Source organism: Geobacillus sp. C56-T2, assembly GCF_007829715.1.
GTDB lineage: Bacteria > Bacillota > Bacilli > Bacillales > Anoxybacillaceae > Geobacillus > Geobacillus icigianus.
The window spans coordinates 804,930-817,089 of sequence record NZ_VJWB01000001.1 but is presented as its reverse complement, the minus strand read 5'-3'; the positions used below and the strand labels follow the sequence as shown (position 1 = coordinate 817,089).

At 52.6% G+C, this 12,160-nt stretch carries 12 protein-coding genes; 5 read left to right on the top strand and 7 right to left on the bottom strand.

The annotated features are described in order from the left end of the window. The first annotated feature begins 40 nt into the window (after positions 1–40). From GC56T2_RS04190 to GC56T2_RS04180, 3 genes are all read left to right on the top strand, one after another. Positions 41–454, top strand: coding sequence for a globin domain-containing protein (locus tag GC56T2_RS04190; protein WP_144973275.1), 414 nt, complete (start codon positions 41–43; stop codon positions 452–454). Then, positions 447–1,337: a ClpXP adapter protein SpxH gene (spxH, locus tag GC56T2_RS04185; RefSeq protein ID WP_144973273.1), complete on the top strand. Its 891-nt coding sequence runs from the start codon at positions 447–449 to the stop codon at positions 1,335–1,337. Before GC56T2_RS04190 ends, spxH begins: the two co-directional genes overlap by 8 nt. A gap of 455 nt (positions 1,338–1,792) precedes the next feature. Continuing rightward, complete coding sequence (locus tag GC56T2_RS04180) at positions 1,793–1,990, top strand: hypothetical protein (protein WP_144973271.1); 198 nt, start codon at positions 1,793–1,795, stop codon at positions 1,988–1,990. 11 nt (positions 1,991–2,001) lie between these two features. On the opposite strand, the gene pepF is transcribed toward GC56T2_RS04180, so the two are convergent. From pepF to mecA, 4 genes are all read right to left on the bottom strand, one after another. Then, positions 2,002–3,870 (bottom strand): oligoendopeptidase F, encoded by a 1,869-nt coding sequence (pepF, locus tag GC56T2_RS04175; RefSeq protein ID WP_144973269.1) that lies wholly within the window; start codon positions 3,868–3,870, stop codon positions 2,002–2,004. Beyond that, positions 3,860–5,155 carry a competence protein CoiA gene (locus tag GC56T2_RS04170; RefSeq protein ID WP_255516013.1) on the bottom strand — a complete coding sequence of 432 codons (1,296 nt, stop codon included), beginning with the start codon at positions 5,153–5,155 and terminating at the stop codon, positions 3,860–3,862. The genes pepF and GC56T2_RS04170 overlap by 11 nt, the downstream gene beginning before the upstream one ends. 426 nt (positions 5,156–5,581) lie before the next feature. Next, entirely contained in the window at positions 5,582–7,090 is a 1,509-nt protein-coding gene (gene cls / locus GC56T2_RS04165) for a cardiolipin synthase (RefSeq protein ID WP_144973265.1), read from the bottom strand. Between the two features lie 126 nt (positions 7,091–7,216). Then, positions 7,217–7,897: an adaptor protein MecA gene (mecA, locus tag GC56T2_RS04160; RefSeq protein WP_033018849.1), complete on the bottom strand. Its 681-nt coding sequence runs from the start codon at positions 7,895–7,897 to the stop codon at positions 7,217–7,219. A 208-nt stretch (positions 7,898–8,105) separates the two neighbouring features. On the opposite strand from mecA, the gene GC56T2_RS04155 reads away from it, so the two are divergent. Continuing rightward, complete coding sequence (locus GC56T2_RS04155) at positions 8,106–8,765, top strand: TerC family protein (protein ID WP_144973263.1); 660 nt, start codon at positions 8,106–8,108, stop codon at positions 8,763–8,765. A 416-nt stretch (positions 8,766–9,181) separates the two neighbouring features. On the opposite strand, the gene spxA is transcribed toward GC56T2_RS04155, so the two are convergent. Then, a complete protein-coding gene (gene spxA / locus GC56T2_RS04150; RefSeq protein ID WP_033018851.1) occupies positions 9,182–9,580 on the bottom strand; it encodes a transcriptional regulator SpxA in 399 nt (132 codons plus the stop codon). A 298-nt stretch (positions 9,581–9,878) separates the two neighbouring features. On the opposite strand from spxA, the gene GC56T2_RS04145 reads away from it, so the two are divergent. After that, on the top strand, positions 9,879–10,061 hold the full coding sequence (locus GC56T2_RS04145) for a hypothetical protein (protein ID WP_144973261.1): 183 nt from the start codon (positions 9,879–9,881) through the stop codon (positions 10,059–10,061). 99 nt (positions 10,062–10,160) lie between these two features. On the opposite strand, the gene GC56T2_RS04140 is transcribed toward GC56T2_RS04145, so the two are convergent. Together GC56T2_RS04140 and GC56T2_RS04135 are read right to left on the bottom strand one after the other, a co-directional pair. Continuing rightward, positions 10,161–11,096 (bottom strand): ABC transporter ATP-binding protein, encoded by a 936-nt coding sequence (locus tag GC56T2_RS04140; RefSeq protein ID WP_033843306.1) that lies wholly within the window; start codon positions 11,094–11,096, stop codon positions 10,161–10,163. After that, positions 11,089–12,150 carry an ABC transporter ATP-binding protein gene (locus GC56T2_RS04135; RefSeq protein ID WP_144973259.1) on the bottom strand — a complete coding sequence of 354 codons (1,062 nt, stop codon included), beginning with the start codon at positions 12,148–12,150 and terminating at the stop codon, positions 11,089–11,091. Before GC56T2_RS04135 ends, GC56T2_RS04140 begins: the two co-directional genes overlap by 8 nt. Between the last annotated feature and the right edge of the window lie 10 nt (positions 12,151–12,160).

Genomic DNA, 12,160 nt, shown 5'->3' with positions numbered 1-12,160 from the left:
AGCGACAACGTATGATCTTCAAGCAAAAGGAGCATCCGCGATGGGAGAGCAATGGCAAACTCTTTATGAGGCGATTGGTGGAGAGGAGACGGTCACTAGGCTTGTCGAAGCGTTTTATCGGCGCGTAGCTGTGCACCCGGACTTAAAGCCGATCTTTCCTGACGATTTGACGGAAACCGCCCGGAAGCAAAAACAATTTTTAACGCAATACTTAGGCGGGCCACCGCTTTATACGGAGGAGCATGGCCACCCGATGTTGCGGGCGCGCCATCTCCGCTTTGAAATCACGCCAACGCGGGCACAAGCGTGGCTTGCTTGCATGCGGGCAGCGATGGATGAAATCGGCCTGTCCGGTCCAGCGCGCGAACAGTTCTACCATCGGCTTGTGCTCACGGCCCATCATATGGTCAACACTCCAGATTCTCAGGACAGAAAGGAGCATTCCCTTGAGTGAGAAGTTCGCTGGGAAAACGGCGCCGGCCTGTGCCGATTCCCAGCCGCTAGGCAGCACGAAGAAACCGCTTGAGCTGTATCTCTTTATCGATCCTTTATGCCCGGAATGCTGGGGGCTTGAGCCCATTGTAAAAAAGCTGACGATCGAATACGGCCGTTTTTTCACACTGCGGCACATATTGAGCGGAAAATGGGCGACATGGCGCGCGAAAGGGACGAAGGCCGAAGCGTTAGCAAAAGCGTGGGAATGGATAGCGAACCGATCTGGCATGTCATGTGACGGAAGCGTGTGGCTCGAAAACCGGATTTCCAGCCCGTTTGCCCCGTCGCTCGCCATTAAAGCGGCGGAAATGCAAGGAAAACGGGCCGGTCTCCGCTTTTTGCGCAAACTGCAAGAGCAGCTGTTTCTTGAAAAGCAAAACGTCGCCGATTTGGAAGTGTTGGCTGAATGCGCGACAGAAGCCGGGCTTGACGTCGATGAATTTTTGCGCGATATGCACTCGCCCGGAGCGGCAAAAGCGTTCCAATGCGATTTAAAAATCACGTCGGAAATGGATGTAGAAGAAACCCCGACGCTCGTTTTGTTTAATGAAAATATCGAGGATGAAGGCATTAAAATTTCCGGATGCTACCCGTACGAGATTTACGCCGAGTTGATCGCCGAAATGCTCGGCTTCCATCCCGAGCCGTCCCCTCCTCCTCCGCTAGAATCATTTTTAGGTCATTTTAAATTCGTCGCCACAAAAGAAGTTGCCGTTGTGTACAATTGGACGATCCAGGAAGCGGAAACGGAAATGAAAAAACTGCAGTTGAAGCAAAAAGTCGAGCGGGTGCCTGTAAAGCACGGAACGTTTTGGCGTTATATCGAAGAGTCCGAACCTTAACTCAAACCATGACACAAAAGAGCCCGGCATTCGCCGGGCTCTTTTGCGTTGTCAAGACAACAAAGGGGATGGGAGAAATTGTTCACGGTCAAACAAAGGGGTATCAGGTTTTTGTCTTCCGTTCACGTTTTTATCTTACCAAATGGACGAATCGATTGACAACCCCTTTGCTCGTTTGTTCACATGATTGTCATAATTTTGGCCGCTTCCTTCGTGGCCAGTGATTGAAGGGGAAATACTGCTCTCCAACAATGTTTCGCAAACGGAAAACCCCGCAATGTCATCATTTCATTCCTTGTAATTTCTCACCAATCGAGCGAATCGGTTGTTTTGCACCAGCCTGCTCCGTTTCCGCACTCAAATCAGCGAAGCCGCTCTTTTTTCATCCGCCGGCCTGCAACGTAGATGGACGGCATATAATGAAGGAAGACAGCCTAACAAGGGAGGTCGTCTTCATGAAAGGGCGAATCGCTTTTTTCTTTTGGACGGCGGCCGTCATCGTCGCATTCATCTTGAACTTGCTCGGATTCATGCGGCTCATTCCGCTCTGGGCGACAATGCCGCTGCTGTTTTGCTGTCTCCTTGGGCTCGTATCGACTTGGAACCGCCGTCATCAGTTTAAGGGATTGCCATCGAAACGAATGCGGCTGTAGCCGCATTCGTTTCAGTTCCCAAGCAGCCGCTCGAACTCTTCCAGTTTTTCGGCGAACACTTGGCACGCTTGGCGGATCGGCTCGGCGCTCGTCATATCCACCCCGGCTTTTTTCAGCACTTCAATCGGATAATCGGAGCTACCCGCTTTTAAAAAGTCGATGTACCGTTTCACCGCCGGTTCACCCTCTTCAAGAATTTGCCGGCTAAGCGCCGTCGCCGCGCTGAAACCAGTCGCATATTGATACACGTAGTAGTTGTAATAAAAATGCGGAATGCGCGCCCATTCCAAGCCGATTTCTTTGTCGACCACCATGTCGCTGCCGAAGTACTTTTGATTCAAGTCATAGTACAGCGATGTCAGCGTCTCTGACGTCAGCGCCTCCCCTTGCTGCTCCTTCAAATGGATCAAATGCTCAAACTCGGCGAACATCGTCTGCCGAAAGACGGTGCCGCGGAATCCGTCAAGGTAATGGTTGAGCAAATACAGCCGCTTTTTGTCATCATCGATTGTTTTCAATAAATAATCATTCAACAGCGCTTCGTTGCACGTCGACGCCACTTCGGCGACAAAAATCGAATAATGGGCGTACGGATACGGCTGCGTTCGGCGTGTGTAGTAGCTGTGAACCGAATGGCCGAACTCATGAACGAGCGTAAACAAATTGTTGACGTTGTCCTGCCAGTTGAGCAAAATGTACGGGTGTGTGCCGTACGCTCCCGAGGAATAGGCCCCGCTCCGCTTTCCTCGGTTTTCGCGGACATCAACCCAGCGATTCTCAAGTCCTTCTTTGACAATGGCAATGTATTCCTCACCGAGCGGCGCCAACCCTTCCAACATATACTGCTTCGCTTCGTCATACGTCACTTCCATTTTAACCTCTTTGACTAGCGGCGTATATAAGTCGTACATGTGCAGCTCATCGAGCCCGAGCGCTCGTTTGCGCAGCCGCACGTAGCGATGCAGCAGCGGCAAATGCTCGTGGATGGTAGCGATCAAGTTGTCATATACGCTCTCAGGAATGTTGTTCGCATCCAACGCGGCCTGCCGGGCGGATTCATAGCGGCGGACGCGAGCAAAAAAGTTATCCTTTTTCACCGCGCCGGCTAACGTATTGGCAAAGGTGTGTTGGAATTTATCGTACGTCTGGTACACCGCGTAAAACGCATCGCGGCGAACACGGCGATCCGCGCTTTCCAAAAAACGGATGAAACGTCCGTGCGTGACTTCCACTTCTTCACCGTTTTCATCGACGATGGCCGGAAAGGTCAAATCGGCGTTATTCAACGCGCTGAACGTGTTGGACGCTGACTGCATCACCTCGGCCGCCTGCGCCAACAGCGCCTCCTCCTCAGCCGAGAGAACGTGCGGGCGTTGGCGCGTAATCTCATCCAAGGCATGAGCATACAATCGAAGCGGCTCGTACTGTTCCAAAAAGGCGCGCAACGTCGCCTCATCGATGGCCAAAATTTCCGGAACGATGAACGCCATCGCGCTGGACGCTTCGCTGTATAAACTTTTCGCCCGAGCGTCAAGCCCTTGGTAAAAGGAGTTGGTTGTGTCTTGATCATAGCGCATATGGGCGTATGTATACAGCTTGCCAAGCCGCATCGACACCTCGTCTTGATATTGCAGCGCCTCATACAGCAGTTCCGGCGATTCGCCAAGCCGCCCTTTGTACTCCCCGAGCTTCGGGATCATGGCTTTCACTTGACGGAACTCCTGCTCCCACGCCTCATCGGCCGGAAAAATGTCTTCTAGCCTCCATGTCTCTTCAATCGGAATCTCGCTGCGCGACGGCAGCGACTTTTTGGCCTTCTTTTCCTCCACCGTGTCATCCTCCTCCACAATATGATCGATACACGAATTATTATTCTCCATTTCTTTTTTCTTTTCCTGTTTTTTGCTCATGTTTTCCGATTGGTGCCAACTCGAGCGCCCGCCAATACGTCGCCAGTGCCGGCGTGTCGCGGATCGCTTCGAGAAGTCTCCCCTCTTGCCGCAGCATGTCTTCCACGGTGGCCGGAAACGTGAGCGGCTTGACGAGGCGAAGCCGTTCCCCAGCTTCGCGCTGAAGATAGCCGAGCAGCCGCAGCCAATGCACATACTCAGCGACAGCCTGCCGGTAGTTGTCGCGGCCGACAAGCGGCAAGCGGCGGGGGGCAAGCCGTCCGGTGCGGATTTTTTCATCCATCCAGCGCAAGAGCTGGGCCATCGTCATCGTCTGCCCCGGCGCGCGAAGAAATGGAAGCAGCACGTACGTCTGCCAAATGAACGGAGCCGTCTCCCATAAATAGCCGCGCGGCAGCGGCCAGCCCGCTTCGACCGGAAACAGCGCCGGCACGATTCCCAACTGGTAAAAGTCGGAACAGATCAAGCGAGTCGCCCGGTTCGGGTAAAGCGGAAACGTCCGGCGCCACTGTTTTTTCTTTTCGAGCCATTGCTCCCAAAACAGCGGGGGAAGCGGCGGATGGCAAGCGGCGGTCAAAGCGGTGAAATCGAGCGAGGAAAGCGGGACAGAGTCAATCGTAGCCAACACGCGGCGAACAGACAACGGCAAGGGACGGACGAGACGGATGAATCGCTTCGTTTCGGTGCTGTAGTACCATATATGAGGAAGAGAGGAAGAGGAAAAGCGATGAGCAAACAGCCATTGAAAGCGGGAAAGCGCGACATCTCCCGCCGGCGTTGACAAGCGTCGCAAATGATGAGCGCCCAACACCCAGAGCGGGCGAATGCCGAGGCGGCGATAACCGTCATTGCGCTCGTAAAACACGGATTCCTCGATCGTGGAGCACTGATACTCGAGGGCATAGAGATGCCACTGATGGCGGAACAGCACATCGGGGCGTTGGCGAATCGCAGGCAAATACGGTTCTAGCTTCGCTTCGATGCCTTGGGCGGTAAGCCATACAAACCAGTCGCGTTTTCCGATCAAGTGCCGCTCCGATTCCGGTTCATGCTCAGCCGGACAAGCCGTTCCTTTCCGATGAGCAAAATGCGGCAAGCGACGGGGGCCGGACCGCAGCACGACTTCCTGGCGGCAGGCAGGGCAAAAAAACGGCGCGCGGCGCTTCCAACCAGCCAGCCGCTCCTCGCTCCACCGTTCCGCTCCGACAAGCGACAACACTGTTCCGTCCGCTAAAAGAGCAACGAACAACCGCATCACTCCTTTGTCCATCAAAACTAGGTGGCTGGTGATTTCATCATGGATACAGCTTTACACTGTCATTTTTTAACTAGAACAGCCTCGTTGCATCGGTCCTGCTTTTCGCTCATTCTCCCATTGATGAAGGGAATCAGCCGTTTTTCACCAAGTCTTCTAGACAGGGGGCGAGTGCCAATCCGACACACAGGCAAGGACACGACGGACGGCACTCGTTCCCATCAAGAAAACGGTTCGTTCCCTTCGATTGCGGATGAAAAATGACAAGCTTCCCGTTCCACACAACGAACGGATGTGCTGAGAGCGTCATCATGCCTTTCACGGTTGCCGGTTTACGCGTTTTGTATTCGCCAGCCCCCGTCCTTTTTCCTGCCCGTAGCGCAGCAAAAAAACCTGCCCGAATGAGCAGGTTTTCCTTACGACGCGTTACAAGAGCGGAGACAACAGCCGGGACACCGATTCAGCAAGGCGAACGCGAAACGGGCGCCGCTGAAACTGTTCATAATCGAGCACGGTCGCATGGCGGAAGTCTTCCAGAAAATCTTGGACGAGCTTTTGAATGCTGTCAGTATAATACAAAAACGCGTTCACTTCAAAATTTAAATGAAAGCTGCGCATATCCATGTTCGCAGTGCCGATCGACGCGAGCTCACCGTCAACGACAATGACTTTGCTGTGCAAAAATCCTTTTTCATACTCGTAAATTTTCACCCCCGCTTCCAACAGCTCAGGAAAATAGGAGCGCGAGGCGTAAAAAACGATCTTTTTATCCGGCCGCTTCGGCGCCAAGAGACGAACATCGATACCGCTCAACGCCGCCACTTTCAGCGCCGTTAAAATGTCTTCATCCGGCACAAAATACGGCGAAGCCACCCAAATCGACTGCTTGGCGGAAGTGATCATGGCAAAATACAGCTGCTTGATGACCTCCCACTTCTGATCGGGACCGCCGGCAATCAGCTGCACCCCGCCTTGCCCTTCTTCGTCGATCAACGGCGGTGACAAGTAGTCTGGCGTCAACAGCCGCTCGCCCGTCATATAATACCAATCTTGCAAAAAGATCAACTGCAGCGTTCGGACAGCCTCCCCGCGGATGACTAAATGCGTATCGCGCCAAAACCCGAAATATTCGTTCTTCCCCAAATATTCATCCCCGATGTTCAGCCCGCCGACAAATCCGACGCTTCCGTCGATGACGATAATCTTGCGATGGTTGCGAAAGTTGATTTGATTGCTCAAAAACGGCAGGCGCACGGGGGAAAACGGGATCATCTCGACACCGGCGGCGCGCAGCTCCTCAATATAGTCGCTAGATAATTTCCAGCTTCCGACCGCATCGTATAAAAAGCGGATTCGCACCCCTTGGCGAGCCTTTTTGATCAACAATCGCTTCAATTGTTGACCAATCTCATCATGCCGGACGATATAATACTCTAAATGGATATGATGAGCCGCTTTTTCCAGCTCCGCAAAAATCGCGGCAAACGTCTCGTCCCCATTGGTCAGCACCGCGGTTTGCGATGCGAGCGAAACCGGGTGCTGACCGATGCGATAGGCCAAGCGCAACAACGGTTGCTGATGAGGCGCCATCGGCAGCCGCTCGACGGCAAACGGCGACGGCTCTTGAAACCGAAGCAGCACCGCTTCATCAAAGTCTGCTTTTCTCTTGAAACGGCGCTGCTGCCAATAGTTGCGCCCAAACAAAAGGTAAAACAAAAAGCCGACGAGCGGAAAGCTGCCCAGCACGGCAAGCCAAGCGATCGTTTGCGCCGGCTGGCGATTTTCCAACGAAATGACAAACGCAATAAAGACAACCGAACAAGAGATGAGCACGCTGAAAATACCGAGCAGCTTTCCTTCCCAAAATCCGTGTGTCAAGGTCAGCAGCGCACCGACAACGACAACAAGAATGACGACTCTAGATGAATTTCTCAAAAAGACCCCCCCACCTGCTTTTCATAAGCGGCCGCCTAATTTCTCTTTGTTTCCCCGCCCCGCGGGCTGACTTTGGCCATTGACGCAGAAAACGCCGATTTCTGGCGCGAAATCGGCGAAAGAACCTTATCGAGCAGGAAAATACGTTTTCAACGTTTCGAGCGCATTATCGCCCATGATTTCTGTTCCATACTCTTCAAGGCGGTAAATCGTCAGCTGCGAGTCGCTTCCATATTCCAACAGAAGGCTGAGCACATTGTCGACTTCGTGTTCAGAGTAATGGTCGCCAAATTCGACAAACAAGTAGTACCGCCCCTCAAATTGGAACAAACGGTTCGACAATCCAGAAAAGTCAGCGCGGTACGCCAGCGAAAGGATATCCTCAAAATCGTTGAAGGAAAGGATAAATTGCAGGACATCTTGTTCACCGCCATCTTCCAGAGCCGCCTTGGCCCCGAAATGGAAATGATGGCCGAACAGCGATTCCATTTTCTCATCAGCGGACAGCGTAAACTCGCGCCATTTTTCTTCCGGGAGCGGCAACTCCAGCTTGCTTCCATCCTTGGACAGCTGCGCTTTCGTCACCACCACTTCCAGACCTTTTTCCAATGCCTGCACTTGAATCCAAAGCGGGCCCTCGAGCGAAAAGTCGCTTTCCCCATGGACTTCATCCATCATTTCCCAAAACAATTCTTCGCTCCGTTCGCGATTGTACCAAATTTCCTCACGGTCAAAGCCGCGCTCTTCTATATCAACGTAAGAAATATAAAATTTCACGGTATGCTCGTTAATACGTTCCATTTCCATTTTTCTCAACTCTCCCTTCTACACAAGAGAAATAAAAAGGGAAGGGATCCAAACCCCCAAAGACTATGCCAAACTGCATATCTTGTACTTTTATTTTATGATAAAAAACAGAGGAAGGGAAATAAAAAAACGCGTTTTAAAAAATTGGTTATGAAACCGGCCATGTCCTACTATAATGATGATGAACACGGACGGAATGAGGGACGCGATGATGGACGAATATATCGTTTCGATTTTGCTCATTATCGGCATTGATGTCATTCTCGGTGGGGATAACGCTGTTGTGATCGCCTTGGCGAGCCGCAACTTGCCGGAACGAAAACGCAACGCCGCCATTATTCTCGGCACCGCTCTCGCCATCGCTGTTCGCATTGTCTTGACCACAGCCGTTGTTTGGCTGTTGACCGTGCCGTTCTTGCAGCTGGCGGGCGGCATCGTTCTCTTTTGGATCGCGCTCAAGCTGATTGGGAAAAAAGAAGAAACATCGGCTGTCATCAAAGCCGAACCCTCTCTCTGGAAGGCCGTTCGAACCATCGTTGCCGCTGACGTGGCCATGGGCCTTGACAACGTCATCGCCATCGCCGGGGCTGCCCAAGGTCATATCGAGCTTGTCATCTTCGGCTTTCTCTGCTCGGTTCCTATCATCATTGTAGGCAGCAAACTCATCCTTTATGCCTTGGAGAGGTTCCCGTTTCTCATTTATGTCGGCGGCGCCTTGCTCGCGTATACAGCCGGAAAAATGATCGCCGCCGAAGAACGGCTGCGCCCGTTTTATGACCCGCGCTGGGAACTCCTCTTCCCGCTTTCAGCGGCCGTTCTTGCCGTTTTGCTTGGCTTTGCGGCCAACCATCGATCGCGCGCCGCATAACCCGAAACGCTCCATGGGCAATCCCTTGCCCTCCAGCTAGGAAGGAAACTGACCGCTTGCCGGCGCGTGATTTTCACAAAACGATCCACGGGCAATGCCTTGCCCTTCACCCGAGGATGAAAATCATCGTTCGCCAAGGCGTACAGGCTCGAAAGTTCCACGGGCAGCGCCTTCACCTAGGAGGACGAAAACGATCGCTCGCCGATGCGTATGTTCACGAAAGTTCCAATGGCAGCGGTCCGCCCTTCACCCGGGGGACGAAAACGATCGCTCACCGATGCGTATGTTCACGAAAGTTGCATGGGCCACAATCTGCCATTCACCCCAAGGGGAAGAAGCAGGCGCCAGTGCGACATGTTCACGGAACAGATTATGATAAAAAACTTCTACATGGCGAACCATGTAGAAGTTTTTTATCAGCCGTTGACGAGCCGCTGTGCTTCGCGCAGCTGATACGCGCGCACTTTGCGCGGCAGAAAGCGGCGGATTTCATCTTCATTGTAACCGACTTGCAGCCGCTTTTCGTCAATGATGATCGGTCGGCGCAAAATGCCCGGATTTTTTTGAATGAGCTCATATAAATCTTGAAGCGGCAAAGTTTCCAAATTAATGTTCAACTTTTGGAACACTTTTGAACGAGTCGAAATGATTTCATCCGTCCCCGTTTCCGTCATCCGCAAAATTTCCTTAATCTCCTCAACCGTTAGCGGCTCGGAGAAAATATTGCGTTCCACATATGGAATATCATGCTTCTCGAGCCACGCCTTCGCCTTCCGGCACGATGTGCAGCTCGGTGATGTGTATAGCTTGACCACTTTGATCACTCCTTTTCACAAGGAATCCCTTGCTCCATCTGTCCGCTTTACGCGAGGACAGGCATCATGCGAAGCATTCGATGGCATAGCGGTACGGCCTACACCCGCCGATGCGGCCGTCAGCAGGTTTGCCAATCGTTTGCAAATTGAAATGACTTTAACATGATATATTATACAATAAATCCGCAAAGAAAGATATAGTTTTTCCATCAACCATGGAATTTTCTTTCGTTCTACTTTCCAGCGCTCTAAAAATCGTCTACAATGAAAGAAGAAGAGGAAAAGGGAGGAAAAACGAATGGCCGGCTATTTCCTCGATTTTGTCATCGTGGCGGCGCTGATCGTCGCGGGCACGGCGTTGATGGGAAACATCAGCCGTACGATGGGAGAGCGTTTGTTTGGTCGAAACAAAAGAAGGGCACACATTGAGGCCTCCCGTCACATTCAGCAAGGCTGGAACGCTGTCGGCGGGAAAAAATAACCGTTCTCGAGGTAGCGCGCGCACATGCGCCGTCTCCCGCCGCTTTCCTTGCGGTACAGAGACGGCGCTTTTTTTGGCGCTCGCCTGCCGGGCGACCGTTTAGGCGTACATCGCCCGGTATCGTTTGTATTCTTCTTCGGAGCAAAGCACAAAATGCCCCGGTGTAATTTCGCGAAATTCGAGCTCTTCACCGTCTTTGTAGCCATGCTGAGACGGATCATAAACGATCCGCCGGCGCGTTCGCTCCGTTTCCGGATCCGGAAGCGGAATGGCGGAAAGCAGCGCCTTGGTGTACGGATGGATCGGGTTGCGGTACAGCTCTTCTGATTCGGCCAGTTCGACCATTTTGCCGAAATACATGACCCCGATCCGGTCGCTAATGTATTTGACCATCGACAAGTCATGGGCGATAAACAAATACGTCAACCCTTTTTCGCGCTGCAGCCGCTTCAATAAGTTCACGACTTGCGCCTGGATCGAGACGTCAAGCGCGGAAATCGGCTCATCGGCGATGATGAACTCCGGCTCGACAGCCAGCGCCCGGGCGATGCCAATCCGCTGGCGTTGACCGCCGGAAAACTCGTGCGGGTAGCGGCTCGCGTGCTCGCGGTTTAAACCGACCGTCTCCAGCAGCTCATAAACGCGCTGCATCCGCTCTTCTTTCGTTTTCGCCAGCCCATGAATGTCAATGCCTTCAGCGATGATATCGGCGACCGTCATCCGCGGATTGAGCGAGGCGTACGGGTCTTGGAAAATCATTTGCATTTTCCGGTTTAACTCTTTCAGCTCTTTTTTCGATTTCTTGCCGTGCACATTGACGCCGTTAAACAGCACTTCCCCTTCCGTCGCCTCATACAGCCGGATGATCGTCCGCCCGGTCGTCGACTTGCCGCAGCCTGACTCGCCGACCAAGCCGAACGTTTCGCCTTTGTAAATATCGAATGTCACGCCGTCGACCGCTTTGACGACTTCACCGCGGCCAGCCGGGAAATATTGCTTTAAATTTTTCACTTCCAACAGCTTTTGTCTAGCCACGCGGGGTTCCTCCTTTCCGAGCGACGATCTCGGCGAACCGTTTCATCCGCTCGCGCACGATCGCCGGCGGCTCGACGTTCGGCGCCATCTCATGCAATAGCCATGTCGCCGCATAGTGGGTGTCCGACACCTGAAACATCGGCGGCTCAAGTTCATAGTCAATTTTGAGCGCGTACGGATTGCGCGGCGCGAACGCATCGCCTTTAGGCGGATTTAACAAATCGGGCGGCGAACCCGGGATCGAATACAGCTCTGTATCTTTATGGTCAAGGCTCGGCATCGAGGCGAGCAGTCCCCATGTGTACGGGTGTTTCGGATTATAAAAAATTTCGTCGACCGTGCCGATTTCCACGATTTTGCCCGCGTACATGACCGCAACCCGATCGGCCATGTTGGCAACGACCCCTAAATCGTGGGTGATGAAAATAATCGACATGCCGAGCTTTCTCTGAATGTCTTTCATCAGCTCCAAAATTTGCGCCTGAATCGTCACATCCAGCGCAGTCGTCGGTTCATCGGCGATCAAAATTTTCGGATTGCACGCTAAGGCGATGGCAATCACCACGCGCTGGCGCATCCCGCCGGAAAATTGGTGCGGGTATTGCTTCATGCGCAGCTCGGCGTTTTTAATGCCGACCAGCTGCAACAGTTCGATCGCCCGTTTGCGCGCTTCGTCTTTTGACAGCTTTTGATGTTTTAAAATCGCTTCCATAATTTGCTTTCCGATCGTCATCGTCGGATTGAGCGATGTCATCGGATCTTGGAAAATCATTGAAATTTTCGCACCGCGAATCGATTGCATGTCTTTCTCAGACAGCTTCGTCAAGTCTTTCCCTTCAAATAAAATTTCCCCTTGTTTGATTCGGCTCGGCGGCGTTGGCAGCAGGCGCATGAGCGCTTTGGACGTCACTGATTTCCCAGACCCCGACTCACCGACAATCGCCAACGTTTCCCCTTTATACAAGTCGAAGGTGACCCCGCGGACGGCTTGCACTTCGCCGGCGTGGATGTCGAAAGAAACATGCAAATCGTTTACCTGCAAAATTTTCTCCATCGGTTTCACC

Bases quoted from the DNA above. Each gene is read 5' to 3' on its own strand.
- GC56T2_RS04170 (WP_255516013.1), bottom strand. From the start codon at position 5,155: ATGCGGTTGTTCGTTGCTCTTTTAGCGGACGGAACAGTGTTGTCGCTT.
- GC56T2_RS04135 (WP_144973259.1), bottom strand. From the start codon at position 12,150: ATGGAGAAAATTTTGCAGGTAAACGATTTGCATGTTTCTTTCGACATC.
- mecA (WP_033018849.1), bottom strand. From the start codon at position 7,897: ATGGAAATGGAACGTATTAACGAGCATACCGTGAAATTTTATATTTCT.
- GC56T2_RS04190 (WP_144973275.1), top strand. From the start codon at position 41: ATGGGAGAGCAATGGCAAACTCTTTATGAGGCGATTGGTGGAGAGGAG.
- GC56T2_RS04145 (WP_144973261.1), top strand. From the start codon at position 9,879: ATGGCCGGCTATTTCCTCGATTTTGTCATCGTGGCGGCGCTGATCGTC.
- GC56T2_RS04180 (WP_144973271.1), top strand. From the start codon at position 1,793: ATGAAAGGGCGAATCGCTTTTTTCTTTTGGACGGCGGCCGTCATCGTC.
- GC56T2_RS04155 (WP_144973263.1), top strand. From the start codon at position 8,106: ATGATGGACGAATATATCGTTTCGATTTTGCTCATTATCGGCATTGAT.
- pepF (WP_144973269.1), bottom strand. From the start codon at position 3,870: ATGGAGAATAATAATTCGTGTATCGATCATATTGTGGAGGAGGATGAC.